20 protein-coding genes are annotated in these 24,383 nt (G+C 76.0%); 13 read left to right on the top strand and 7 right to left on the bottom strand.

Features of this window, described 5'->3' with window-relative positions; translation table 11 throughout:
- Positions 1 to 294: 294 nt before the first annotated feature.
- The 3 genes from ACIRRS_RS03960 to ACIRRS_RS03950 are packed head-to-tail and all read left to right on the top strand — an operon-like array spanning position 295 to position 6,231.
- A complete protein-coding gene (locus ACIRRS_RS03960; protein ID WP_402964593.1) occupies positions 295 to 1,347 on the top strand; it encodes a hypothetical protein in 1,053 nt (350 codons plus the stop codon).
- Between the two features lie 58 nt (positions 1,348 to 1,405).
- Positions 1,406 to 3,277: an HSP90 family protein gene (locus tag ACIRRS_RS03955; protein ID WP_402964590.1), complete on the top strand. Its 1,872-nt coding sequence runs from the start codon at positions 1,406 to 1,408 to the stop codon at positions 3,275 to 3,277.
- Positions 3,277 to 6,231 (top strand): hypothetical protein, encoded by a 2,955-nt coding sequence (locus ACIRRS_RS03950; RefSeq protein ID WP_402964587.1) that lies wholly within the window; start codon positions 3,277 to 3,279, stop codon positions 6,229 to 6,231. The genes ACIRRS_RS03955 and ACIRRS_RS03950 overlap by 1 nt, the downstream gene beginning before the upstream one ends.
- Positions 6,232 to 6,297: 66 nt before the next feature.
- On the opposite strand, the gene ACIRRS_RS03945 is transcribed toward ACIRRS_RS03950, so the two are convergent.
- The 3 genes from ACIRRS_RS03945 to ACIRRS_RS03935 all read right to left on the bottom strand — a co-directional run bounded on the left by ACIRRS_RS03945 (position 6,298) and on the right by ACIRRS_RS03935 (position 8,945).
- Entirely contained in the window at positions 6,298 to 7,620 is a 1,323-nt protein-coding gene (locus ACIRRS_RS03945; protein WP_402964584.1) for a chitinase, read from the bottom strand.
- Between the two features lie 162 nt (positions 7,621 to 7,782).
- Positions 7,783 to 8,244 carry an SsgA family sporulation/cell division regulator gene (locus ACIRRS_RS03940; protein WP_402964581.1) on the bottom strand — a complete coding sequence of 154 codons (462 nt, stop codon included), beginning with the start codon at positions 8,242 to 8,244 and terminating at the stop codon, positions 7,783 to 7,785.
- Positions 8,241 to 8,945, bottom strand: a complete 705-nt coding sequence (locus ACIRRS_RS03935) for an AMP-binding protein (protein WP_402964578.1) — start codon at positions 8,943 to 8,945, stop codon at positions 8,241 to 8,243. Before ACIRRS_RS03935 ends, ACIRRS_RS03940 begins: the two co-directional genes overlap by 4 nt.
- Before the next feature lie 276 nt (positions 8,946 to 9,221).
- Between ACIRRS_RS03935 and ACIRRS_RS03930 the strand changes: the two genes are divergently transcribed.
- Complete coding sequence (locus ACIRRS_RS03930; protein ID WP_402964575.1) at positions 9,222 to 9,839, top strand: DUF4232 domain-containing protein; 618 nt, start codon at positions 9,222 to 9,224, stop codon at positions 9,837 to 9,839.
- Between the two features lie 129 nt (positions 9,840 to 9,968).
- A complete protein-coding gene (locus ACIRRS_RS03925; protein ID WP_402964572.1) occupies positions 9,969 to 11,201 on the top strand; it encodes a PucR family transcriptional regulator in 1,233 nt (410 codons plus the stop codon).
- On the opposite strand, the gene ACIRRS_RS03920 is transcribed toward ACIRRS_RS03925, so the two are convergent.
- Complete coding sequence (locus ACIRRS_RS03920; protein WP_402964569.1) at positions 11,157 to 11,558, bottom strand: hypothetical protein; 402 nt, start codon at positions 11,556 to 11,558, stop codon at positions 11,157 to 11,159. The two genes, ACIRRS_RS03925 and ACIRRS_RS03920, sit on opposite strands and share 45 nt — an antisense overlap.
- 78 nt (positions 11,559 to 11,636) lie before the next feature.
- Positions 11,637 to 12,533, bottom strand: coding sequence for a LysR family transcriptional regulator (locus tag ACIRRS_RS03915; RefSeq protein WP_402964566.1), 897 nt, complete (start codon positions 12,531 to 12,533; stop codon positions 11,637 to 11,639).
- A gap of 88 nt (positions 12,534 to 12,621) precedes the next feature.
- On the opposite strand from ACIRRS_RS03915, the gene ACIRRS_RS03910 reads away from it, so the two are divergent.
- From ACIRRS_RS03910 to ACIRRS_RS03900, 3 genes are read left to right on the top strand one after another with little or no spacing between them, the layout of a single operon-like run.
- A complete protein-coding gene (locus ACIRRS_RS03910; RefSeq protein ID WP_402964563.1) occupies positions 12,622 to 13,542 on the top strand; it encodes a DMT family transporter in 921 nt (306 codons plus the stop codon).
- Positions 13,543 to 13,564: 22 nt separating this feature from the next.
- Entirely contained in the window at positions 13,565 to 14,866 is a 1,302-nt protein-coding gene (locus ACIRRS_RS03905; RefSeq protein WP_402964560.1) for a sensor histidine kinase, read from the top strand.
- Positions 14,851 to 15,507 (top strand): LuxR C-terminal-related transcriptional regulator, encoded by a 657-nt coding sequence (locus ACIRRS_RS03900; RefSeq protein WP_402964557.1) that lies wholly within the window; start codon positions 14,851 to 14,853, stop codon positions 15,505 to 15,507. Before ACIRRS_RS03905 ends, ACIRRS_RS03900 begins: the two co-directional genes overlap by 16 nt.
- A 16-nt stretch (positions 15,508 to 15,523) precedes the next feature.
- Here the strand turns inward: ACIRRS_RS03900 and ACIRRS_RS03895 are convergent, their stop codons facing one another.
- Positions 15,524 to 16,087, bottom strand: a complete 564-nt coding sequence (locus ACIRRS_RS03895; protein WP_402964554.1) for a GNAT family N-acetyltransferase — start codon at positions 16,085 to 16,087, stop codon at positions 15,524 to 15,526.
- Between the two features lie 102 nt (positions 16,088 to 16,189).
- A complete protein-coding gene (locus ACIRRS_RS03890) occupies positions 16,190 to 17,302 on the bottom strand; it encodes a glycosyltransferase family 4 protein (protein WP_402964551.1) in 1,113 nt (370 codons plus the stop codon).
- A gap of 1,233 nt (positions 17,303 to 18,535) precedes the next feature.
- Between ACIRRS_RS03890 and ACIRRS_RS03885 the strand changes: the two genes are divergently transcribed.
- The 5 genes from ACIRRS_RS03885 to ACIRRS_RS03865 all read left to right on the top strand — a co-directional run bounded on the left by ACIRRS_RS03885 (position 18,536) and on the right by ACIRRS_RS03865 (position 24,121).
- Positions 18,536 to 18,907 carry a hypothetical protein gene (locus tag ACIRRS_RS03885; protein ID WP_402964548.1) on the top strand — a complete coding sequence of 124 codons (372 nt, stop codon included), beginning with the start codon at positions 18,536 to 18,538 and terminating at the stop codon, positions 18,905 to 18,907.
- Between the two features lie 68 nt (positions 18,908 to 18,975).
- Positions 18,976 to 19,866 carry a GNAT family N-acetyltransferase gene (locus tag ACIRRS_RS03880; RefSeq protein WP_402964545.1) on the top strand — a complete coding sequence of 297 codons (891 nt, stop codon included), beginning with the start codon at positions 18,976 to 18,978 and terminating at the stop codon, positions 19,864 to 19,866.
- The gene (locus ACIRRS_RS03875) at positions 19,859 to 20,647 is read left to right on the top strand and encodes an aminotransferase class IV (protein WP_402964542.1); all 789 of its coding nucleotides are present in this window, start codon (positions 19,859 to 19,861) and stop codon (positions 20,645 to 20,647) included. The genes ACIRRS_RS03880 and ACIRRS_RS03875 overlap by 8 nt, the downstream gene beginning before the upstream one ends.
- Positions 20,648 to 20,759: 112 nt before the next feature.
- Entirely contained in the window at positions 20,760 to 21,584 is an 825-nt protein-coding gene (locus ACIRRS_RS03870; protein WP_402964539.1) for an ABC transporter ATP-binding protein, read from the top strand.
- A complete protein-coding gene (locus ACIRRS_RS03865; RefSeq protein WP_402964536.1) occupies positions 21,581 to 24,121 on the top strand; it encodes an ABC transporter permease in 2,541 nt (846 codons plus the stop codon). Before ACIRRS_RS03870 ends, ACIRRS_RS03865 begins: the two co-directional genes overlap by 4 nt.
- Positions 24,122 to 24,383 lie beyond the last annotated feature (262 nt).

Raw genomic sequence — 24,383 nt, 5'->3', positions numbered from 1 at the left:
TGCACGCACCCCAACGCCGCGGCCTGATCCGGGCTGACCGACAAGACGGGCCCAGCGCCCTCCCGCCCGGCGTCCCCACCTGCGGTGTCCGGTTCGGCCGCCCGGCCCGGGAGGCGGTGGCGGGGCCCAACTCCGGCGCGCCCGGCGGCATCCCGCTCCGCCGCGCCCGGGCGGGGGCGGCCGAGGGCGCTGGGCTGGGGAAACGGATGTCGGCCGGGCGTGATATGTACTCAGTCTGGGTGGCCGCAGTGAGGCCATGCGAATGATGCCGATGATGTTCGAGGGGGCCATGACATGCCGCTGTTCCGACGCCGCTCCGGCGGGGATGGAGCGCAGGACCGAGCGGGGTGGTTCGGGCGCGGACGGAGCACCGCCGAGGCGCCCGCCGCCGGGCCCGCTCCCGCCGCCCCGGGCGCCGCGGCGCGGCTCGACCCCGCCCTCGGGGACGAGACCGTCCGCCGGGTGCTGAACCAGGCCGCCGCGGGCGACTGGGCCGCCCTGCGCCCCGCCCTGGAGGCCGCCTCCGGGGACGGCGCCGCGCTGGTCTCGCTCGTCGGCGCGGTCAGCGACACCGCCGGCTCCGAGGAGTGGTCCGCCCGCGCCGTCGCCGCCGACCCCGAGGACACCCTCGCCCTGCTCGTCTCCGGCGCCCGGCACATCACCTGGGGCTGGGAGGCCCGCAGCAGCGCCCGCGCCAAGAACGTCTCCGAGGCCCAGTGGAAGCTGTTCCACGAGCGCCTGGAGACGGCCGAGGAGCAGCTGCTGGAGGTCGCCGAGCGCGAGCCGTCCTGGCTGGCCCCCTGGTACTTCCTGCAGATCAGCGCCCGCGGCATCTCCCTCGGCCCGGAGATCGCCACCTGCCGCTTCGAGGCCGCGGTGCGCCGCGACCCCGCGCACCTGTCCTCCCACCGCCAGCGGCTCCAGCAGCTGTGCGCCAAGTGGGGCGGCTCGCACGACGAGATGCACGAGTTCGCCCGCTCCTCGATGCTGGCCGCCCCCGAGGGCAGCCCGCTGGGCGAGCTGGTCGTCCTGGCGCACCTGGAGCGCTGGCTGGACCTGCCCGACGGCGAGGACCACGCCTACCTGACGAGCCCCACGGTGCTGGGCGAGATCCAGGAGGCCGCGTTCCGCTCCGTCCTCCACGCGGACTTCACGCCCACGCGCGGCTGGCAGGCGACGTTCAACACCTTCGCCATGGCCTTCTCCCTCGCCGACCAGCCCAAGACGGCCCGCCTGCTGTTCGACGCCCTGGACGGCATGGTCACCGAGTCCCCCTGGCACTACCTCTCGGGGGACCCGGTCAAGGCCTTCAAGTCCCACAGCGCCCGCGCCGCCGCCGCGTACTGACGCCGCGCCCCGCACCCCAGACACCCACTCCACACCTCCGCGACCGAAAGAGCCTCCGGTGTCCCCAACCGACAACCCGACGAGTGCGCACACCTTCCAGGTGGACCTGCGCGGCCTGGTGGACCTGCTCTCCCACCACCTCTACTCCAGCCCGCGCGTCTACCTGCGCGAACTGATGCAGAACGCGGTGGACGCGATCTCCGCCCGCCGCGCCCTCGACCCGCAGGCCCCGGCGTCCATCACCGTCCGCGCGGACGACGAGCTGAGCATCACCGACACCGGCATCGGCCTGACCGAGCAGGACGTCCACACCTTCCTCGCCACCATCGGCCGCAGCTCCAAGCGCGACGCCGACGGCCGCCTCGACGGCGACGGCCTGGCCAAGGCCCGCGGTGACTTCATCGGCCAGTTCGGCATCGGCCTGCTCGCCTGCTTCGTCGTCGCCGACGAGATCACCGTCGTCACCCGGCACGCGGGCTCCCCGGACGCCCCCGTCATCGAGTGGCGCGGCATGTCCGACGGCAGCTACACCATCCGCACCCTGCCCTCCTCGGCCAAGCCCGAGCCCGGCACCACCGTCACCCTCGCCCCGCGCGCCGACGCCGCCGAGTGGACCCGCCCGGCCCGGGTGATCTCCCTGGCCCGGGACTTCGGCAGCCTGCTGCGCCACGACGTCACCGTCGTCGACGCGGGCGGCACCGAGCACCGGATCAACCGCACCCCGCCGTGGGCCGAGCGCCACGCCTCCCCGATCACCCGGCGCGAGGCGCTCACCGCGTACTGCCGCGAGACCTTCGACTTCGCCCCGCTGGACACCATCGACCTCGACCTGCCGCTGGTCGGCCTGCGCGGCGTCGCCTACGTCCTGCCCGACGCCGCCCCGCCCTCGCGCCGCAACGGCCACCGGGTCCACCTCAAGGGCATGCTGCTCTCCGACCAGGCGCCCGAACTCCTGCCGGACTGGGCCTTCTTCGTCCGCTGCGTGGTCGACACCGACGGCCTTCGCCCCACCGCCTCCCGCGAGGGCCTGTACGCCGACGAGACCCTCGCGGCCGTGCGCGACGCCCTCGGCGCCCGCATCCGCGACTGGCTGACCGGCCTCTCCGCGAGCGACCCGGCCCTGCTGCACCGCTTCCTGTCCGTCCACCACCTGGCCGTCAAGGAACTCGCCCGCTACGACGACGAGTTGCTGCGGATGATGCTGCCCTGGCTGCCGTTCGAGACGACGGACGGCAACGTCACCCTGGACGAGTTCGCCCGCGCCCACCCGGTGGTGCTGGTCACCCGCACCGTCGAGGAGTTCCGCCAGGTCGCCCCGATCGCCGGCGCCGCCGGCCTCGGCGTCGTCAACGGCGGCTACACCTACGACCGCGACCTCGTGCACCGCCTGCCCGAGATCCGCCCCGGGGTCTCCGTCTCCGACCTCGACCCGGGCACCGTCACCGCGCACCTGGACACCGTCGACCCCGCCGCCGAGCTCGCCGCCAACGCCTTCCTGGCGATCGCCCGCGAGGTCGTCGGCCGCTTCGACTGCGACGTGGCGCTGCGCAGCTTCCACCCGACCAACGCCCCCGCCCTGCTGCTGGACAACCGCGAGGCCCGCCACGAGCGCACCCGCGCCCAGCTCGCCGACGAGGCGGACGGCCTCTGGGCGGACATCCTCGGCTCCCTGCGCGCCGAGGTGCCCCGCGCCCAGCTGGTCCTCAACCACCTCAACCCGCTGGTGCGCCGCGCCGCCACCGTCACCAGCCGGGAGCTGGCCGTCACCGCCGTCGAGGCGCTGTACGGGCAGGCCGTGCTGATGACCCGCCGCCCGCTCAAGGCCAGCGAGTCGGCCCTGCTCAACCGCTCCTTCATCAGCCTGCTCGACCACGCCATGCTCGGCCACGAGGCCGCCGGTGCTTCCGGAACCGACGAGAAGGAGGCGTGATGCTGGACACCCCCGAGGCGGTGATGGCCGCGCTGCGCGAGAACGACGCCCGCCCGTACGGCCGCACCCGCACCGTCACGGCCGAGGAACTCGTCGACGCCGCCGAGCAGTTCGAGGACACCGAGATCCGCTCGATGGCCCTCATGGAGCTGATGGAGGCCTACGAGTACGACGGCGAGAGCACCAAGAGCCCCGTCGTCTTCGCCCGCATCCTCAAGCTCTGGGACAAGGACCCGGACGGGTTCAGCGAATGGGCCCGGCACCAGGTGTTCTGGCGCTTCAAGTGGGTCGCCGGCTCGCTGCTGGACAGCCCGGACGTCCCGCTGAGCGCCATCGAGCGCTGGCACACCGAGATGCGCGACCGCTACCGCGCGGCCGGATTCGACCTCCAGCCGTACTACGCCCGCCGCTACCACCTGGCCGCCGAGACCGGCGTCGGCGTGCAGGACGCGTACGAGCTCTGGACGGCCCGCCCGCGCACCGAGCTGAGCGACTGCCACGCCTGTGAGACCCGCAGCCGCGCCCGGCACTTCCTGCGCGACGGCGCCGAGGGCAGCGAGGGCGTCGAGGGCGGCGACGCCCGCGCCCTGGAGATCCTCGCCCCGGTGCTCTCCGGCCGCAGCACCTGCGAGGAGGAGCCCTACCTCAGCCAGTCCGTCGCCCTGCTGCCGCTGGTGCGCAGCGGCAAGCTGGACGAGGCCCGCTCCGCCCACCTGTCCGGCTACCGCTACGCCCGCGGCAAGGCCTCGATGCTGGGCGCCGTCGGCCGCCACATCGAGTTCTGCGCCCTGACGGGCAACGAGCCGCGCGGCCTGGAGCTGCTCGCCGAGAACCGCGAGCTGTTCACGGTGACGGGCGAGCCCGGCTCCCGGCTGTCCTTCCTGACCGGCGTCGAGGTGCTGCTCGCGGCCCTCGCGGGCGCCGGCCACGGAGAGCTGACGGTCAGCGGCCCGGCCGGCACCGCCTGGACGGTCGACACCCTGCTCGCCCACGTGCGCACCGAGGCCGACGCGCTGGCGGCCCGCTTCGACGCCCGCAACGGCACCGACGCGACGAGCGCCGACCGCCGCGGGCGCCTGGCCGCGACCCCGCTGCTGGCCGAGCCGCTGGCCCTGGGCGTGCGGGCCGCCGCCGCGCCCGAGGTCGCCGCCGCCCCGGCCGTCGCGCCCGCCCCGCGCCGCGAGGCCGAGCCGGAGCCGGAGGACTTCACCGCCCTGGTGCTGCGCGCCCGCGAGCTGGACCTCCTCGGCCACCCGGACGCCGACCGGCTCTGGCACCGCGTCGCCGAGCGCTCGCAGGCCGAGGGCTTCGTCCACCCCGAGAGCGCCGAACTCGGCGGCCCGGAGCGGCTGGAGGCCGAGCTGGCCGAGCAGCGCGCCCACGACGAGCTGGAGAAGGACCACCACGAGCAGGGGCGCGTCGAACTCCTCGCCGCCGCCGAGCTGTTCGACCGGGCCGGGCTTCCCGGCCAGGCCCTGATGGTGCGCACCCGGGCCCTGATCGTCGGCCTCGGCGAGGAGGAGTCCGAGGGCGGCCGCCCCGCCGACTGGCCGGCGCTGGACGAGGCGCTGGGCGCGGCCGAGGCGCTGCGGGCCTGTGCCGGAACCGCCGTCGAGGGCGGGATGACGGACGACGACTACCTGATCGTCCTGCAGTCCCGCGCCTACGCCGCCCACCAGGACCTCGTCGAGGCGCTGCCCGAGCCCCCGGCGGAGGTCGCGGCCCGCTTCGAGGCCGTCACCGGCGCCTACCGGGAGGCGGCCGTCGCCCTCGGCTCCGAGCGCCGGGCCGCCACCTCCCGCCAGTACACCGCCGACGCGGCCGCCCGTCAGGGCCGGATGCCCGAGGCGGTGGCCGAACTGCGCGAGGTGCTGGGCCAGTTGGACGCCAACGGGCTGCCCTGGCACACGCCCCGGGTGCTCGGCCTGCTGGGCCAGGTGCTGCTGCAGTCCGGCGAGTGGACGCAGGCCGCCGAGGTGTTCCACCGGGCGCTGGCCGAGGCCTCCCGCTGGGCCGACACCTCGTACCCGTACGCCCCGACGTACATGATGCTCGGCCACGCCGCCATGCAGGCGGGGGACACCGGCGGCGCCGTGCGCGCCCTGTCGGAGGCCGCCGCGCGCTTCGACCGCAAGGGCAAGGAGGCCGTCGAGGAGGCCGCCCAGGTGCGGCTGCAACTCGCGGACGTGCTGCGCTCGGTGGACCGTACGGGCGACGCCGTCGCCGTGCTGGAGTCGGTGCTGCTGGACGCGGACGGGCTGGACGAGCGGATGCTCGCCCAGGCCCGGCTGGACCTCGCCCGGGGCCTGGCCGAGCTGGACGAGTGGCGCGACTCCGCCGAGGAGTTCCTGCGCCTGGCCGACGCGGTGGCCGGCTGGGAGGACCAGGAGACCCACACCATGGTCGCCCTGGAGGCCGCCGTCGCCCTGGCCCACGCGGAGCGCTGGGAGGCCTCCGACGCGGCCCTCGCCCGCGCCCGGGCCTCGCACGAGAAGGCCCCGCAGGTCGACCAGATGGCCGGCACCCTGCGCGAGCTGGCCAAGCTGACGGTGCGCGAGCACGGCCCGGACGGGCTGGACAAGGCGCTCGCCCACCTGGCCGCCGCCGACGAGGTGGGCGAGACCGCCCGCCGCCTCGGCCAGGAGCACACCGAGTGGTACGTCATCGGCGCCTCGCACTACGAGCGCGGGCGCTGCCTGGCCATCGTCGGGCGGCACGAGGAGGGCCTGGCCGAGGTCGAGCGGGCCGTCACCGCGTACGAGCGCGGCGGCGAGCAGGCGGAGGCGCCGCGCGCGGAGGCCGTCCGGCTGGCGGCGCTGATCGAGGGCAGCGACCTCGGGCGCACCAAGGCGGCGGTGCGCCGGCTCACGGCCGCCGTCGCGCGCTGCGAGGCGGCCGGGCTGCCGGAGGCGGCGCAGATCCTGGCGGAGCTGCGGGAGCAGTTCGCGGGCTGAGCTGGGTAGACGTGGGAGGGGCGGGCGCTCTTGCGGGCGCCCGCCCCTCCTCGCGCTGCCGGTGGATCAGCAGGGGCCGTCGTCCGCCCAGACGCCCCACTGGCCGCTGGCGCTCGGGGCCTCGTTGGTCGTCCACCACTTGGCGTGGTAGGTGTGCCCGTTGTACGAGACCTTGGCACCGCCCGTGTACACCGCGCCCGCGCTCCAGGCCGGGGCGGTGCAGCTGCCCGGGGTGCCGGGGCTGGTCGGCGGGGTGGTCGGGGGAGTGCTCGGCGGGGTGGTGGGAGGGGTGGTGGGCGGGGTCGCCCCGGCGAACTTCACCGTGAACTTGGTGAAGTCCCAGTCGTTCTGCGCCACGCTGGAGCAGGAGCCCGACAGCCCCGGGTCCACCGGGCCGGGGCACTGGCGGTCGCGGTTGACGGACCAGTAGGTGTACCGGGCCAGGCCGTGCGAGGTCGCGAAGTCCAGGACGGTCTGGAAGTCCGCCTGCCGGAAGTACTCGGCGGCGTCGGTGCGGCCGTTCATCATCGAGATGCCCTCGTGGGCGTAGGCGGTCGCCTCGTTCCAGCCGAAGGTCGTCTGGAGGATCTGGTTGAACTTCGTCAGCGCGTCGGTCTGCGCCGCCGCGCCGTTGAAGCCGCCGTCGAACGGCATGATCGAGAAGTTGTTCGGCGTGAAGCCCTGGGACTTGGCCTCGTTCAGCATCTGGGTGCCGAACCAGCCGGTGCCCGCGTTCGTCCCGGCGGTGGTGACGGAGACGTAGAGGCCGGGGTTGTTCTGCTGGAGGATCTTCGCCGCGCCGATCTCGTTGTGGATGGCCGCGGTGTTCTCGTACTCCGGCTCCTCCAGGTCGAAGTCGACCGCCTTGAGCCCGTACTTGGTGATCACCTTCTGGTACCCGGCGGCGGTGGCCTCCGGGGTGCCGCAGACCTGGCCGAGCTTGGTGCCGCCGTACCCGCCGACGGACACCGAGACGTCGCCGCCCTTGCCGCGGATGGTCTGGATGACGCTCGGCATGGTGGTGTCGGTGTCGATCGAGGAGGTGCCGCCCCAGGCGGGCGCGCAGGAGTTGCCCTGGGCGAGGATGAAGGCCAGCTGGAAGGCCTTCTGGCCGGTGGCGTCCATGACGGCGGCGGCGTCCGGCGGGCTGTTGTCCTCGGGCATCAGGTACGGCGCGGAGGCGTACCAGTTGCTGCCCAGGCCGCCGCCCGTGGTGTCGGCGGAGGCGGAGCCGGTGGCGGCCAGGGCGCCGACGCCTCCGGCGAGCAGGCCGAGCGCCCCGGCGAGGGCCAGGGCGGTGCGGCTGCGGCGGCTCTTGGGGCTCTTTGCCGTCGGGCGCTGCGCCGTCGGGCTCTCTGCGGCCGGGCGTGGGGGAAGAGCGCGTTCCATCGGGGGCCTTTCCGGAAACGGCGGTGGGGGAAGTGGCCGGTCGCGCCGAGGTGGGGGTGGCGCGGGATCGGCCGGACCGTCCACGGGCACGCGGTCCGCGCCGTGGACTGTCACTGGTATAGACCTGTCGTGGAGACCGGTCAACCCCCGGAAGGGAGCGCGCTAGTCAAGATCCCTCCCCAGCAGCCGGTCGGCCAGCGCGTCCAGGTCGAGCCGTTCGTGCTCGGAGCCAGGGGGCACCAACTCCTCGCTGCGGCCCAGGAAATGGGCGACGTCGATGGTCCGTGCCCGCAGCAGCGCCGCGGACTGCGGCCCGGTGAGGGTGAGGAACAGGTGGCCCGTCCGCGCGCCGTCCGCGCCCGGGCGCACCGTCACGTCGCCCTGCCCGGCGGTGCGGCACAGGCCCTCGCGGAGCAGCTCGCGGGCGAAGAACCAGGTGATCGGCTCGGGCTCGCCGGTGTGGATGTCCAGGTGGACGGCGTACGGGTCGTGCGCGTGGTAGCGCAGGACGGCCGGGACGGTGACGGTGGCGTCCTCGCCGATGACGGCCAGGGGGAGGGCGGCGGTGACGCCGACGGCCGTGGAGCGCTGGGCCGGCACCCGGGTGGGCTCGTGGTACGTCACGGCCGCCGCCCCGGCTTCGCGTCGGCGGGGGTCGGGGTGACGGCGTCCCGGCGGGTCGGGGGCCGGCGGCGGTGCTGCTGCCGGGGCGCGGCGCCGCCGGGCAGCGTCAGGCAGGCCCCGGCGAGGACCGCCGCGTTCAGGCCGCAGCTCTGCCCGCCCGGCACGGCCAGCGGCAGGGCGGCGGTCACGGTGTGGTCGGGGGTGAGGGCGAGCAGGGCGGTGGCGGCGGTGAAGGCGTCCACGCGCAGGGCGCCGTGGGTCAGCGCGCTCACCGCCCGGCCGTGGTGGAGCACGGCGAGATCGCTGTCGGCGCGTGGGGCGACCTCGAAGTGGCGTGGCCAGAAGGCGAGTTGGCCGAGGAAGTCGGGGCCGGTGGGGACACGGAACCGGTCGCTCCCGTCGCTCCTCCCGGCGGCGAAGACCAGGCGGGCGCCGTGGACCGTACGCCCGGGCGCGGCCGTGACGACGACCGCGCCGAGGCGCAGGGCGCCGTAGTAGAGCACCGGGAACGCCGGGACGTCCGGCAGCAGCAGGCCCACCCGCTCGCCCGGGCGCACCCCGTGGGCGAGCAGGCCGCCGGCGGCGCGGGCGCTGAGCTCGTCCAGTTCGGCGTAGGTGAGGGTGTCCGCGCCGTGGCGCAGCGCCGGGCGCTGGGGGTACTGCCCGGCGGCGTCGGTGAGGTTGGTGGCGAGGTTGCTCATGCGGTGCTCTTCCGGCTGGTCGTCGGTCGGCTCGTGCGGTGGTGCCCGTGGGGTGGGCCCACGGGGACGATCCTGGCGGGTCCGGCGGGCGCGGGCCCATGTGGACACCGACAGCGTTCTGCGGGGGGCGGCTGTCGTGGGCGACAACCGGCGACGATCGGCGACAACCGGCAGCCGGTTTTGCCGAAGTTTTGCGGCGGGAGCGCAACGACAGGCCCGCGTCGAACCGTCTCTGACGGTGGGTCCGATCCACGCGTTCCGGAGGGATGCACCGTCATGCGAACCGCGCTCCGCGCCCGCGCCGCCGTCCTCGGGGGCGGCGTCCTGCTGCTCTCCGCCGTGCTGACGGGCTGCAACGACGACTCGACCTCGGCGGCGCCGCCTTCGGCTCCTTCCGCGCCCTCGGCTCCTTCCGTGCCGTCCAGCTCACCTGCGGCGTCCCCGACCGGTACGACCAGCAGCGCGCCCGCCCCCGCTCCGACCGCTGCGGCGGACTGCCTGCTCACCGATCTGACGTTCGGCCTCAAGGAGGCGTCGAGCGCCGTGCTGCTCACCGCCACCAACAAGGGAACCGCCCCCTGCGCGCTGCACCGCGCCCCGGTCGTCTCCGACCCGGTGGCCGGGCACGACCTGGCGGTGGCGGAGGGAGGCAAGCCCCCGGCGGCGGTGGTCCTCGCGCCCGGGAGGACCGCGTACGCGGCGATCACCATGGGGCAGCGCGAGTCCACCCAGAACCACCGGGCGAAGACGGTGAACATCGCCCTCGTCGGCAAGGACGGCGGCGGCACGGACGGGCACGTCGCCGTGGAGTCGCCCGGCCCGGGCGGGCTGGCGATCAACCCGAGCACCCGGATCGGCTACTGGCGGGCCGCGGAGGGGGAGGCGCTGTCGTAGGCGCCGGCGTAGGCGTGCGGGGTCCGGGCCGGGCGCGCGGCGTCAACCGCGCGCCGGGTGTTCCCCCGAATCGGGGGAATCCCGGCGACCATCGGACGATCCTCCCGGCCGTGCGGCAGACTCGCCCCCGTGCATCAGGCAGCCCCCGATCCGGCCGTGGTCGGCCTCGCGAACATCGTCATCGCCCGGCTCGACGCCCACGTCTCCGGGTTGGCCCACCGGCTCGTGACCGAGATCGACCACTACAAGAACGTGGCCCCCGACGACCTCAGGGGCTCCCTGCGCGGCAACATCGGCTTCGTCCTCGCCTACCTCGCCGGCTCCGCCGCGAGCGTGGACGTCGCCGCCGCGACCGCCACCGGCCGGCTCCGCGCCGAACAGGGCGTCCCCCTGCCCGAGGTGCTGCGCGCCTACCGGCTCGGGTTCCTCCACCTCTGGGAGGAACTCGTCGACGAGGCGGACACGGCGGGCCCGTCCGCCCAGGCCGCGCTGCTGGTCGCCGCCACCGGGTTCTGGGAGGTCTCCGACCTCTACTCCCAGGCGCTCACCGCCGCCTACCGCGACGCCCTCGCCGAACGCCTGGTCGAGACCGACCGGCGGCGCTCCGCGCTGGTCGCCGCCCTCGTCGACGGCCCGCCGCCCGGGGACGACACCGCCTGGGAGATCGCGCACATGCTCGACTTCCCGTACCGGGGCACCTTCATCGTCGTCACCGCCGAGGCCGCCGCCCCCGGCACCCCGCCGCTGCCCGGCCTCGAAGCGCGCCTGCGCACCCTGGACGCGGGCTCCGCCTGGCGCGCCCAGCCGGGCCACGAGATGGGCGTGCTGTCCTGCCCGACCCGGCGGGCCGTCCCGCAGGTGCTCGACGCCGTCCGGGCCGCCGCCACCGGCCGGGTCGGCATCAGCCCGGCGTACGACCGCCTCGACCAGACCCCGCGCGCCCTGCGCTACGCCCAGGTCGCCCTGGAGTCCCTCCCGGTGGGCAGCGCGGGGGTGCGCCAGCTCGACGACACCCCGCTCACCGAACTGGTGATGACCAACCTGGAGACCACCCGCCGCGCCGTCAACCGCATCCTCGGCGGCGTCCTCTCCCTCCCCGAGAGCGACCGCACCACCCTCCTCGCCACCGCCCGCGCCTGGCTCGACGCCCACGGCTCCGCCGCCGAGGCCAGCCGCGCCCTCTACTGCCACCAGAACACCGTCCGCTACCGCATGCACCGCCTCGAGGAGTACCTGCGCGGCCCACTCGACGACCCGAAGGTCGTCGCCGAACTCGCCATGGCCGTCGACGCGGTGGGCACCTTCCCGAGGCTCCTCTCAGACCGCCAACGCGGCCCGGAAGTCGCCGAGACCCGCCCGTAGCTCCTCGGTGCGGAACGGGCCGAACTCCAGCTGCAGGTGGCACACCGTGTCGTCGCCGTTCGGCGTGAGGAACGCCATCAGCACGAACCCGACCGATCCGAGCGGCAGGGCGGTCAGCTCGAACGGGTTGTTGCGGCCCTCGGACACCCTCTCCGAGAACCTGTGGGGCGAGCCGTCCAGCCGGGCGAGCATCCGCTCGGCGAAGTCGGCGGCCTCGGCGACGGTCAGGCAGGTGGTGAAGTCGGCCGTGAACGTCTCGCAGTACTCGGCGCGCACCCGCCACTCGTTCTCCTCGTCCGCCGGGGCCAGCTCCAGCCACGAGTACTTCTCCGCCAACCGCAGAACGGGCTGGTCCACGCCGGTGCCTCCCCCTCGCCGCATCACGTCCGGCGAGCGTAGCGAGGCCGACCGACAGGCCGGTGGCCACGTTCCGGGCTACGCCGGGGCCTCCGCCCCGACCGCTTCCAGGAGGGCCGCCACGGGCGGGGCCCAGGGGCGGGTGGTGGGGCCGGTGAGGGTGAGGGTGCGGTGGGCGGCGGGGCGGATGGGGATTAGGACGCACTCGGGGGGCAGCATCGTCTGGGCGAGGGCGGGGATCACCGAGACGCCGACGCCCGCGTGCACCATGCCGATCAGGGTGTTCAGGTCCCGGATGCGGTGCCGAGGGGCGAAGCGCACGCCCGCGCGGCGGTAGGCCTCGCGGATGCGGCGTTCGCAGCCGCCCTCCGAGAGTAGGAAGTCGTCGTCCTCCAACTCCCCGACGTGCACCGCCTCCTGGCCCGCCAGCGGGTGGTCGCGCCGCAGGAGGGCGTGCATGGAGTCCGCGCCCAGCGCGACCGCGCCCGGCGGCAGCGGGCCCGCGTCGACGAGGACCGCCGCGTCGACCGTCCCCGCCTCCAGCCAGGTGGCCAGCTCCGCGTCCTCCCCCTCGAAGACCCGCACCGTCACCTGCGGGTACGCCTCCCCCCACGCCCGCAGCAGCCCCGGCAGCACCGACTGGCACACCGTCGTCGGCGCCGCCAGCCGCACCGTCCCCGCGAGCCCGCCCAGGTGCCGGCTCGCCACCGCCCGTACGGCGGCCGCCGAGGAGACGGCCGTCCGGGCGTGCGGCAGCACCCGCTCGCCGAGCGGGGTCGGCCGGCTCGGCGCCCCGCGCAGCAGGACGGCGGCGCCCAGGGCCCGTTCGAGCGCGGCCACCGCGTGGGAGACCGCGGACTGGCTGACGCCCAGCTCGTCCGCCGCCGCCCGGAACCCGCCCGTGTCGGCCACCGCGACCAGCGCGCGCAGCTGCGCCAGGTTGACCTCCGCACCGCCGCTCACGAGACCGCTCATGAGACCTCCTCATCGACCGATCACCCCGACGTGTTGGACTCATCCTCGGCATCCGCGCCACCCTCTGTCCACACACGAGGAGAGGGAGGTGGTCGGAGTGCGGCGCTGGTTGCCGGCCTTCGTGGCGCTGTCGGCGATCTGGGGCGCGAGCTTCGCCCTGATCAAGGTCGCGGTGGACGCGGGCGTCCCGCCGGTGTGGGTCGCGCTGTGGCGCTGCCTGGCCGGGGCGCTCACCCTGTGGGCGGTGCTGGTGGCGCGCGGGGAGCCCGTTCCGCGGGACCGGGCGCTGTGGGGCCACTCGGCGGTGGTGGCGGTGCTGCTGAACACCGTCCCGTTCACCCTCTTCTCGTACGGGGAGACGCGGATCTCCTCCGTCCTCGCCGGGGTGATGAACGCCACCACCCCGCTGTTCACCGTCCTGTTCGCTGTGCTCACCGTCCCCGAGGAGCGCCGCCCCGGCGCCCGCCGCGTGGTAGGCCTCGCCCTCGGCTTCGCCGGGGTGCTCACCGTCCTCGGGGTGTGGCACGGCCTGGGCTCCGGCGCGGCGGCCGGCGGCGCGGCCTGCCTGGCGGCGGCCTGCTGCTACGGCGCCGGGTTCGCGTACATGCGCCGCTTCCTCGCCGGCCGCGCGGAGTCGGTGACCACCCTGTCCGCGCTCCAGATCGGCTGCGCGGCCGCCCAGTTGGCGCTGGTCGCCCCCCTCGCGGCGGGTGCCCCGCACTGGCCGGGCGGGGGCGCCGCCGCCGCACTGCTGGTGCTCGGCGCGATGGGCACGGGCGTCGCCTACCTGCTGAACCTGGGCGTGGTCCGGGCGGCCGGGACGACGGTGGCCTCGGCCGTCACCTACGTCACCCCGCTCTGGTCCACGCTCCTCGGCGCCGCCCTCCTCTCCGAGCCGGTCGGCTGGAACGCGCTGGCCGGCGGCGCCCTGGTGATCGCGGCCGTCTCCCTCACCCGGCCCCGCCCGGTGCCCGCCGTCGTACCGAAGGTTCGTCAACGAGCGGGTTGAGCGAGCCGGTTAGAGTGGACGGGTGAACGACGCGGGGGAGGGGCAGCAGCCGGTGGCCGTCCTGGCCGCGCTGCGCGCCCGCCCGCTGGCCTTCCCGTTCACCCGCTGGACGCCGCGCTGCTGGGCGCACCTGCTCGGCGGCGCCCTGATCGGCCCGCCGCTGCTCGTCACCCTCGCCGCCCTGCTGACCCTCGGGCTCGGCCTGTCCGCCGTCGGGCTCGGGCTGCTGGTGCTGCTCGCGCTGGCGCTCGCGGGCATCCCGGTCGGGGCGGTGGAGCGGTGGCGGCTGCGCCTGGTCGAGCCCGTCCCGCTGCCCGACCCGCACAGCCGCCTGCCCGGGGCCGGGCGCGGCGCCCGCCTGCGGACGCGGCTGCGCGAGCGCGCGACCTGGCGGGAGCTGGCCCACGCCGTGCTCACCGCGACCGTCCTCGCCGTCCCCTCCCTCGGGTTCACGCTGCTGCTGGCCCTGTCGGGGGCGTTCGTGATCTCCCCGCTGGTGGTGTGGTCGCTCGCCCCGGAGACCGTCATGCTGCTCCCCGGCCACGCCGTGGACGGCCCGCTCGCCGCCCTGCCGTTCAGCGCCGTCGGGCTCGCCGGGCTGCTGCTGTGCGCGTACGCGGGGGCGCTGCTGACCGGCGCCCAGGTCGCGCTGGCCCGGATGCTGATCGGGCCCCGGCGGGACGACCTCGGGCACCGCGTCCTCGAACTCACCCGCTCCCGCGCCCGGTTGGCCGACGCCTTCGAGGCGGAGCGGCGGCGCCTGGAGCGGGACCTGCACGACGGGGCGCAGCAGCAACTCGTGGCGCTCAGCATGACGTTGGGGCTCGCCGAGTACGAACTTCAGGGCGCCGGACGGGCTTCGGAGCTGGTCGCCCGGGCACGCGGCGAGGCGCGCGAGGCGCTGGAGCAGCTGCGCGGGCTCGTGCGGGGCATCCACCCGCAGGTGCTCACCGACCACGGCCTGGCCGCCGCCGTCGACGAGGTCGCGCTGCGCCACCCGATCCCGGTGGCCGTGGACGTCGCACTGCCCGGGCGGCTGCCCGCCCTCGTCGAGTCCACCGCCTACTTCACCGTCACCGAGGCGCTCACCAACGCGGCCAAGCACGGCGGCGCGAGCGCGATCACCGTCCACGGCCGGATCGAGCGGGGGCGGCTCGTCGTCCGGGTGACGGACGACGGACGGGGCGGAGCCGATCCCGCCGCCGGCGCCGGGCTGGCCGGGCTCGCCGACCGGGCCGCCCTCCTCGACGGCCGGCTGACCGTCACCAGCCCCGCCGGGGGCCCCACCACCCTGCGCCTGGAGGTCCCGTGCTCCGCGTCGTGATCGCCGAGGACGCCGTGCTGCTGCGCGCGGGCCTCGTCGAACTCCTCACCCTCGGCGGCCACACCGTCACGGCGGCCGTCGGCGACGCGGACGCGCTCACCGCCGCCGTGGACGCCTCCCGGCCGGACGTGGTCGTCACGGACGTCCGCATGCCGCCCGACCACACGGACGAGGGCCTGCGCGCGGCCCTCGCCCTGCGGGAGCGGCACCCGGGCCTGCCCGTCCTCGTCCTCTCCCAGTACGTGGCCACGCCGTACGCGACCCGGCTCCTCGCCGCCGCGGGCGCCCAACCGGCGGGCCTGGGCTACCTGTTGAAGGACCGGGTCGGGGACGTCGCCGAGTTCCTCTCCGCGCTGCGGCGGGTCGCGGCGGGAGACACCGTCATCGACCCGGACGTCGTCCGGGTGCTGCTGCGCGCCCAGACCGCGGAGCGGCCACTGGCGCGGCTGACCCCGCGCGAGCGCGAGGTCCTCTCGCAGATGGCCGAGGGCCTCACCAACCAGGCGATCGCGGCGCGCCTGCACATCACGGAGGCCTCCGTGGTGAAGCACTGCGGCAACATCTTCACCAAGCTCGACCTGGACCCGACGTCGGGCAACCGCCGCGTGCTGGCCGTCCTCACCCACCTGCGCGCCGAGTAGGCGGCGGGGTGGCCGGTCAGCGCCGCTCCCACTGCTCCTTCGTGATCTCGTACTGCACGCCGCCGAGGTCGGCCCCCTCGACGGCCGCCATGTCGTCGGGCGTGGGGAGGGGGTGGGAGAACGTCATGCCGACCTTCTCCATGACGTTGCGCGAACCGCGGTTGAGCACCATCGTCGCGGCCCACACCTTGGTCAGGCCGAGCTCGGCGAAGCCCTTGCGCAGCAGGGCCAGCGAGACCTCGGTGGCGTAGCCCTTCCCCCAGGCCGCCCGCCGCAGCCGGTAGCCGAGCTCGGCCTCGTCCCTCGGGCCCTCCTTCCGGGGGCGCAGGCAGAACCAGCCGACGAATTCCCCGCCCTCCCGCTCGTACGCGGCGAACAGCCCGAGTTCGCCGTCCCACCGGTCGTAGCCGGCGAGGATGGCCGGTATGTGCTGCTCGCGGACGACCTCGGCGGGAGTCGCCTCCCCGCCGGACAGGAACCGCATCACCGCCGGATCGCCGTCCAGCTCGATCAGCAGGTCCGCGTCGTCGGCGGTGAATCGGCGCAGCGTCAGGCGCTCGCTCTCCAGGTACGTGGTCACGGGGCGGATCATGCACGAGGTGCAGGGCGCCCTCAACGGAATTACGGTGCGGTACCCCGCTGCACAGGAAGTCGGCGGGGCCGACCTCCTGTGCAGCGGGTTTCACGCGGGGAGCGGGACGGAGGGGTCGAGGAGGGTGGTGAGGTGGTGGGCGGAGGTGGTCCAGGACCAGTGGTGGGTGGCCCAGGTGCGGGCGGCGGCGGACATGGCGGTGGGGGTGAGGAGGAGGCGGGTGAGGGCGGCGGCGATGGCGAGGATGTCGCGGCCGTCGACGACGTGGCCCGTGACGCCTTCGAGGACGGTGTCGGGGGCGCCGCCCGAGCGGCCCGCGAGGACGGGGAGGCCGGAGGCGGCCGCCTCCAGGTAGACGATGCCGAGGCCCTCGGCCTCCAGCCCGAGGCGCCGGGTGCGGCAGGGCATGGCGAAGACGTCGGCGAGGCCGTACCAGCGGGCGGTGTCGGCGTGGTCGAGCCCGCCCGTGAACCGGACGGTGCCGGGCTCGGTGAGCCGCAGGGCGAGGCGGCGCAGGCGGTCCTCGTCCGGGCCGCGCCCGACGAGGACGAGCTGCGTCCCGGGGACGGCGCGGCGGACGGCGGGCAGGGCGCGGATCAGCATGTCCTGCCCCTTGCGCGGCACCAGCCGGGCCACGCAGAGGACGACGGGCCCCGCCGGATCGGCGCCCGGGGACGGCCGGAAGACGGACGGGTCCACACCCGGCACGAGCCGCGAGGTCCGGGCGCCCGGCCCGAGCGCGGGGGCGATGCGGGCGCGGCTGTACTCGCCGAGGTGGGTGACCACGTCGACGCTGCTCCCGATGCGCCGCAGCAGCCGCCGGGCGCCGGGGGTGCGGGCCCACCAGATCTCGTGCCCGTGCGTGGTGGCGACGGTACGGCGGATGCCGGGCGCCTGCCGCAGCAGCGAGGGGGTCATCGCGGCGAGCGGGGCCGCGGCGCCGAACCAGACGCGGTCGCAGCCGTGGGCGCGGGCGAGTTCGGCGGCGCGCCGGGTGACGCGCGGGGTGGGCAGCAGGGTGCGGGCGCGGTCGCGGACCACGGGGAAGGGGAGGGCCGCGTCGTGGCGCTCCGCACCCGGCTCGGCGGAGGTGTAGACCACGACGTCGTGGCCGGGCCGGCGGACGGCCATGGCGTGGACGAAGGTCTCGATGCCGCCCTGACGGGGCGGGAAGTCGTTGGTGACGATGAGGGTGGTGCCCATGACGGGGACGGGCCTCGATTCAGGGAAGGGGCGAGGACGATGAGCACGAGCGGCAGCGCGAGGTAGCCGAACCGCCCGGCGGGCGCCAGCAGGAAGGCCGCGGCGAGCCCGAGGGCGAGGAGGCGGGCGGCGCCCGCCGCGTCCCGGGGCGGCCGGTACAGCAGGGAGAGCCCGATCGCGAGCCCGGCGGCGAGCAGCAGCCCGACGGCCGCGTACCAGCCGCCCGGGCCGAGGTCGGCGAGGAGCCGTCCGGGCAGCGGGCTGGCGGCGGGGGTGGGCAGGCCGCCCCGGCCGAGGGGGAAGGCGAACACCTGCCGCAGGAGCGGCCCGGGCGAGCGCAGCGCCACCGGCAGGACGAGCAGCGCCGTGCCGCCCGCCGCGACGAGGGCCCCGCGCAGCGCCGTGCGCCGTCCGGCGACGGCCGCGAGCAGGGCGGTGACGACGGCGAGTGCGGGCCAGGCCGTCCACTTGAGCGCGCAGGCCCCGGCCAGGGCGAGGCCGGAGGCGACGGCGCGGCCCTGCCCCGCGCGGGTGAGGGCGAGCAGGCAGAGCCCGGTCATCGGCAGGTCGACCCCGCTGACGGCCATCGGCAGCGCGACGACCGGCGAGGCGACGAGCGCCCCGGCGCGCAGCCGCCGCCCGGGAGGCACGCTGCGCAGCAGGCAGAGCAGGAACACGCCGGCGCACCAGAGCCGCGCGTCACCGAGCGGCCCGAGTACGGCCCGGGGCACTCCGAGCAGTGCCATCCCGGGCAGGTACGGCGTGTACTCCCCGACCGTCCGCGGCGCCTCCAGGTACGGCGTCCCGGTGTGCAGCAGCAGCGCCCCGGAGCGCTCGATGACGCCGACCTCGCTCTGCCCCTGCCCGGTCAGGACGAGGGCGAGCAGCGGCACCGCCACCGCCCCGGCGAGCGCGACGACCACCGAGGCCTCGATGCGCGAGCGTCGTGCGACCACCACGGCGAGGGCCGCCGCGAGGTAACCGGCCCCCGCGCACCATCCCCAACTCCGGTGCGGCCCGAGGCCGGAGAGCAGCGGGAAGGCCCACGCCCACCCGGCCGCCGCCAGCCATCCGCCGCACCACCACCGCGCTCGTCCGTTCACCCCTCCATTGCATCGGCGCAGCTCAGCGCGGTCAGCGGGGCCAGGTCGAGTCCTGTGGTCGGGTTTCCCCTACCCCCGCGACCCGATGCGCCCTTGCGGCCCCGGCGGGGATGCCGCAAGCATGGCGGCCATGGAGATCCACGGGGAAGCACAGGAGCCGCAGGGCGCCCTCGTCAACCGTCTGCTCGCCGGCCAGGGGACGCGTCAGGACGCCGAGGCGGCGAGCCGCAACTTCGACCGCTGGATGCGGGAGGCGTGGGGCGGCCGGGAGGACCTCGCGATGGCGCACTGCGTGAACGCGCTCGCCGGGGCCTGGGGCGGCGGCTGGTCGCTGCTGCCGGAGCGCGACTCCACCCAGCACGTGTGGCTGTTCACCTTCCTGTGCCCGAGCAGGGAGGAGCTGGAGGCCGAGGCGGAGGGCTTCGTCGCGGTGGTCCGCGGCAGCGGCGGCTCGGAGGCGGTGGCGCACCGCTGCCGCCTCGTGCGCGGAATCCCCGGCTAGAACCTGAACTGACGTTCGGTGCAGTCCGGATGACGGTTCGTGCGCGCAATCCCACTAGAGTGGTCGCCGTGGTGAGGTCGTGGGACGCGGCGGTGGAGCGGGCGCAGGACGGGCTGGCGGCGGGGCCGCGGCTGCGGGCGGCCGTCGAGGGTGAGGAACGGCGGTTCGCCCTCTGGGACTTGGCGTCCCTGGTGGAGGGCGGCCTCGGCGAGCTGGTGGACCCGGACGCGCTGACGCCCGGGGCCGAGCGCACCTGGCGGGAGCGCCTGGGCGAGAGCGGCCGGGAGTGGCCCGGCGGCGAGCTGTACCGCCGCCGCTACTGGGTGCTCGACGCGGACGGCGCCGTCGCGGGCACCGTCGCCGTGGACAACTGGACCAAGGGCCCCGGCCAACTCGCCGTCTCCTCCCTGTACGTACGGCCGCGGGCGCGCGGCCGGGGCCTGGCCTCCGGTGCGCTGGACGCGGTGTACGAGGCCGCCGCCGCCCAGGGCCTGCCCGGCTACCGGCTGGAGGCGCACTGGTCCTGGCGGCCCGCCGTGCGCTACTACCTGCGGCGCGGCCTCTGGGTGGTGGGCTGGCGCGGCGCCGTCGAACTGGCCCGGATGCCCCAGCTGCCGCCCTACCGGGTGCGCGAGGAGGACGGGCGGCTGCTCCTGATGGTCGCCGACCCGCGCGGCGGGTGGGTGCCGATACTGGCCGCCGGGTGCGAGGGCGACAGGCTGCGGCTGGACGAGACGGCCCACTACCGGGGCACGGACGGCTGGGTGCACGAGTACGCCCGCTCGACCCTGGCCGTCCATCTCGCCCTGGCCGGACGGCCGTTGGTGCGCGGGCCGCAGTGGTGGGCGGAGGCCTGGCGCTGGGCGGACGGCGGCGAGCCGGAGGGCCTGGCGTACCGGATCGAGCAGCTGGAGGCGCACGGCCGCAGGCCGCAGCTGGCAGACTCGGGGGATGGCTGAGATCGAGATCGACGGCGCGCCCGCCGACCCGGCGCGCCTGGCCGCCCTGGGGCTGCTGAACTACGGGCACTTCACCACGATGCGCGTCGAGGCCGGCCGCGTCCGGGGCCTGTCACTGCACCTGGAGCGGCTCGTCCGCGACTGCCGTGCGCTCTTCGCCGCCGAGCTGGACGGGGAGGCGGTGCGCGAGCGCGTCCGCGCGGTGCTCCCGGCGGGCGGCGCGCCCGTGATCGTCCGGGTCACCGTGTACGACCCCGGGCTCGGCCTGGAGCGCCCCTCGGCCGCCGCCGCCCCCGCCCTGCTGGTCACCACCCGCCCGGCTCCCGCCGCCGGGCCCGCACCGCTGCGGGCGCGGACGGCGGTGTACCGGCGCGAGCTGCCCGAGGTGAAGCACGTCGGCCTGTTCGGCCTGGTGCACCACCGGCGGCAGGCCCAACTCGCCGGATACGACGACGTGGTGCTCACCGACGAGGAGGGCCGGGTGACGGAGGGCGCCACCTGGAACCTCGGCCTGCTGGCCGGCCGCAAGCTGGTCTGGCCGCAGGGCCCGGTGCTGCCCGGCGTCACCGCCGCCCTGCTCGGGGGCGCGTACGAGGGGCCGCAGTCCCACCGGCTGGTGCACCGCGGCGAACTCGCGGAGTTCGACGGGGCGTTCGCCGTGAACGCGGGCGTCGGCCTGCGCCCGGTCGCGGCCGTCGACGACGCCGTCTTCGACCCCGCCCACCCGGTGCTCGCCGAACTGCGGGCCGCCTACCGGTCGGTGGAACCCGAGACCGTATAGGGGGTTAACCCCACCCCTGACCCGCCAGGCGCCTCCATGGTGGTGCGCCCACGGCCTTCCTAGCCTGGAACCCGTCGACGACCAGCGACGATCCCGAAGGAAGGCCCCCTCCATGGCACGCCGCCACGACCGCCCGACCGCCGACGCGCACCCGCCCGTGCCGCACCTCATCGACCGGCCCGCGCCGCCCGCCGTCGAACTGCGCGGGGTGCGCCGCAGCTACGGGCGCGGCGGCGAGACGGTGCACGCCCTGCGCGGCCTCGACCTCGCGCTGGAGCGCGGCAGCTTCACCGCCGTGATGGGCCCCTCCGGCTCCGGCAAGTCCACCTTCCTCCAGTGCGCCGCCGGCCTGGACCGGCCCGACGGCGGGCAGATCCTCCTCGGCGGCCGGGAGATCAGCGGCTTGAGCGAGAACGACCTCACCCGGCTGCGCCGCAGCCGGATCGGCTTCGTCTTCCAGTCCTTCAACCTGCTGCCCTCGCTGACCGTCGAGCAGAACGTGCTGCTGCCGCAGCGCCTCGCCGGTGAGCGCCAGGACCGCGCCCGGGCACGGGAGTTGCTCGCCCGCGTCGGCCTCGGCGAGCACGCCCGGCGCCGGCCCGGCCAGCTCTCCGGCGGGCAGCAGCAGCGGGTGGCGATCGCCCGGGCGCTGATCACCGAGCCGGACGTGGTCTTCGCCGACGAGCCGACCGGCGCCCTGGACACGGCCACCGCGCACGAGGTGCTCGGGCTGCTGCGCCGGGCGGTGGACGGGCTGGGGGCCACCGTCGTCATGGTCACCCACGACCCGATGGCCGCCTCCTTCGCCGACCGGGTGCTCTTCCTCGCGGGCGGCGCCTTCGTCGACGACCTGCCGCACCCCAGCCCGCAGGCGGTCGCGGACCGGATGCTCGCCCTGACCGTCCGCCCGGCCGCGAAGGCGGGGGCGGCGGCATGAGCAACGGACTGGCCCGCGCCTCGGTGCGCTTCCGGCCCGCCTCCTTCGTCGGCACCCTGGTCGCGCTGCTGTTCGGCGCGGCTGTGGTGACGGCCTGCGGCACCCTGCTCCAGACCGGCGTGACGGCGGGCCTGCACCCCGTGCGGTACGCGAGCAGCCCGGTGGTGGTCGCCGCCGACCAGAACGTCTCGATGGAGGTCACCAAGGGCCACAGCGAACACGTCCAGGAGAAGCCCGCCCCCGAGCGGGTCCGGATCGACGCGGCCCTGACGGCGAGGATCGCCGCCCTGCCGGGGGTCGCCTCCGCCCGCCCGGACTCGGCCTTCCCGATGCCGGCCGGGAACGCCGGGAACACCGCCGGTGGCCTCCCCGCCCTCACCGGCCGCGCCTTCGCCGCCCTCGGCATCGCCGGCCCCCAGGACACCCTCCTCGAAGGCCGCGCGCCCGGCGCGAACGAGGTGGTCCTCGACGCCGACACGGCGCGCGCCGCCCACCTCGCGCCCGGCGCGAGCCTCACCCTGACGGCGCCCGGCGGCACCGCGAGCTACCGCCTGGCCGGGCTCGCCGCCGCCCAGCAGGCCGGCCCCACCGCCTGGTTCGCCGACACCACGGCCGACCGCCTCTCCGGCCACCCCGGCCGCATCGACGCCGTCGCCGTCCAGCCCCGCCCCGGCACCACCGACGCCGCCCTCGCCGCCGAGGTCCGCCGCGCCGTCGGCGCCGACGCCCACACGTACACCGGCGACGGCCGGGGAGGCGTCGAGCACCCCGGCCTCGGCCAGGCCCGCGTCCTGCTGACGGCCATCGGCGGCTCCTTCGGCGGCAACGCCACCATGACCGCGATCTTCGTCGTCGTCAGCACCGTCGCCCTCGCCACCGGCCAGCGCGCCCGCGAGTTCGCCCTGCTGCGCGCCGTCGGCGCCACCCCGCGCCAGATCCGGCGCACCATCGCCACCGAGGCCGCCCTGCTGGCCCCCGCCGCCGCGCTGCTCGGCGCCCTGCCCGGCCTCGCCCTGGCCCACTGGTGGTTCGACCAGCTGGTCGAGCGCGGCGCCGTCCCGCAGGGAGTCCGGCTCAGCGTCGGCCCGCTGCCCGTCCTCGTCGCCGTCGCCGCCTGCACCCTCGCCGCCCTCGCCGCCGGCTACCTGGCCTCGCGGCGCCCCTCCCGGCTGCGCCCCGGCCAGGCCCTCGGCGAGGCCGCCGTCGAGCCCGCCGGCGCCGGCAAGGTCCGCGCCGCCTTCGGCCTGCTGTTCGGCGTCGGCGGCGTGGTGCTCGCGATCGTCGCCTCGCAGATGAGCGGCGAGCAGGCCGGCACCTCCGCCTTCGGCGTGGTCATGTGCCTGATGACGGCCGTCGGCCTCCTCGGCCCGTGGGTGGCCAGGGTCCTCGTCGCCGTCCTCGGCGCCCCGCTGCGCGCCTTCGGGGCCCCCAGCTCGCTGGCCGCCGACAACACCCGCGCCAACGCCCGCCGCCTGGCCTCCGCGGTCACCCCGATCGTCCTGGTCACCGCCTTCTGCGGCACCCTGCTGGCGATCCAGAGCACCCAGCGCCACACCGCCGACGACAACGTCCGGGCCGGAGTGACCGCCGACCACGTGGTCACCGCCGCCGGCCCCGGCCTGCCCGCCGGCACCGCCGACCGGGCCGCCCGCCTGCCCGGTGTGGACGCCGCCGTCGGCCTGCTCTCCACCGGCCTGGTCTACGAGCACAACGGCAGCCTCTCCAGCGCCGACGCCCTCGCCGTCGACGGCGACCCGGCCCGCCTGCCCCGCGTCCTCGACCTGGACGTGCGCAGCGGCTCCCTCGCCGACCTCGGCCGCTCCACCGACACCCTCGCCCTGGACGCGATGCTCGCCGACACCCTCGGCGTCCGGGTCGGCGACCGCCTCCCCCTCTGGCTCGGCGACGGCACCGCCGTGAAGCCGACCCTCGTCGCCACCTACGGGCGCGGCCTCGGCCTCGGCAAGGCCCTGCTGCCCCGCGCCGCCGTCGCCACCCACGTCACCGCCGCCTACGACGGCCGCGTGCTCGTCGCCGACGCCCCCGGCGCGGACCGGACGGCGGTGGCCGCCGCGCTCGGCGGCCTCGGGGCGGGGGCGGTCACCGACCGGGCCGGGTACGCCGCCCAGGCCGACCGCGACCAGGGGATCAACAGCTGGGCCAACACCGTGATGGCCGCCGTCCTCGGCGGGTTCGCCGCCGTCAGCGCCGCCAACACCCTGGTGATGACCGTCCTGGACCGCCGCCGCGAGGTCGCCCTGCTGCGCCTGGCCGGCACCACCCGGCGCCAGGTGCGCGGCATGGTGCGCTGGGAGGCGCTGCTCGTCGCCGCCGCCGGTGTGGCGCTCGGCGCCGCCATCGCCTGGGCCACCCTGGTGCCCGTCGCCCGGGCGATCACCGGCACCGCCCCGTACATCCCGCCGCTGCTGGCGACAGGGGTGCCCGGCGGGGCCCTGATGCTCTGCCTGGCCGCCACCGCGCTGCCCGTCCGGGCGCTGATGCGGCGCAACCCGGTGTCGGCCGTCGGGAGCGCGTGACGGGGCATCGCCCTGACACTGCTCCGAACCGCTCCAACACTGCTCCGAACTGCTCCGGACTGCTCCGGACTCCTCCGAACTGCTCCGAACGGGCGAAAATCTCGGCGCCGGACCCCGCCACAGGGGCCCGGCGCCGACCCGAACACACCGCCGAATGACGGACTATGACGCCAAGTCAGCTACGCTCACGCCGCCTCCCCGACCATCCGGGCGGCGTGGACGCGCGAGCGCCGCCGCCGCGCAAGAGCTGGAGACCAGAGCG

The organism is Kitasatospora sp. NPDC101183 (assembly GCF_044767945.1).
Classification (GTDB): Bacteria; Actinomycetota; Actinomycetes; order Streptomycetales; family Streptomycetaceae; genus Kitasatospora.
The sequence above is the reverse complement of the archived record's forward strand: the minus strand, read 5'-3'. Positions and strand labels throughout refer to the sequence as shown.

Excerpts from the sequence above, each read along its gene's own strand:
- ACIRRS_RS03875 (WP_402964542.1), top strand. The coding sequence starts at position 19,859 with ATGGCTGAGATCGAGATCGACGGCGCGCCCGCCGACCCGGCGCGCCTG.
- ACIRRS_RS03930 (WP_402964575.1), top strand. The coding sequence starts at position 9,222 with ATGCGAACCGCGCTCCGCGCCCGCGCCGCCGTCCTCGGGGGCGGCGTC.
- ACIRRS_RS03870 (WP_402964539.1), top strand. The coding sequence starts at position 20,760 with ATGGCACGCCGCCACGACCGCCCGACCGCCGACGCGCACCCGCCCGTG.
- ACIRRS_RS03890 (WP_402964551.1), bottom strand. The coding sequence starts at position 17,302 with ATGGGCACCACCCTCATCGTCACCAACGACTTCCCGCCCCGTCAGGGC.
- ACIRRS_RS03915 (WP_402964566.1), bottom strand. The coding sequence starts at position 12,533 with ATGAGCGGTCTCGTGAGCGGCGGTGCGGAGGTCAACCTGGCGCAGCTG.
- ACIRRS_RS03865 (WP_402964536.1), top strand. The coding sequence starts at position 21,581 with ATGAGCAACGGACTGGCCCGCGCCTCGGTGCGCTTCCGGCCCGCCTCC.
- ACIRRS_RS03950 (WP_402964587.1), top strand. The coding sequence starts at position 3,277 with ATGCTGGACACCCCCGAGGCGGTGATGGCCGCGCTGCGCGAGAACGAC.
- ACIRRS_RS03885 (WP_402964548.1), top strand. The coding sequence starts at position 18,536 with ATGGAGATCCACGGGGAAGCACAGGAGCCGCAGGGCGCCCTCGTCAAC.
- ACIRRS_RS03935 (WP_402964578.1), bottom strand. The coding sequence starts at position 8,945 with ATGAGCAACCTCGCCACCAACCTCACCGACGCCGCCGGGCAGTACCCC.
- ACIRRS_RS03960 (WP_402964593.1), top strand. The coding sequence starts at position 295 with ATGCCGCTGTTCCGACGCCGCTCCGGCGGGGATGGAGCGCAGGACCGA.
- ACIRRS_RS03945 (WP_402964584.1), bottom strand. The coding sequence starts at position 7,620 with ATGGAACGCGCTCTTCCCCCACGCCCGGCCGCAGAGAGCCCGACGGCG.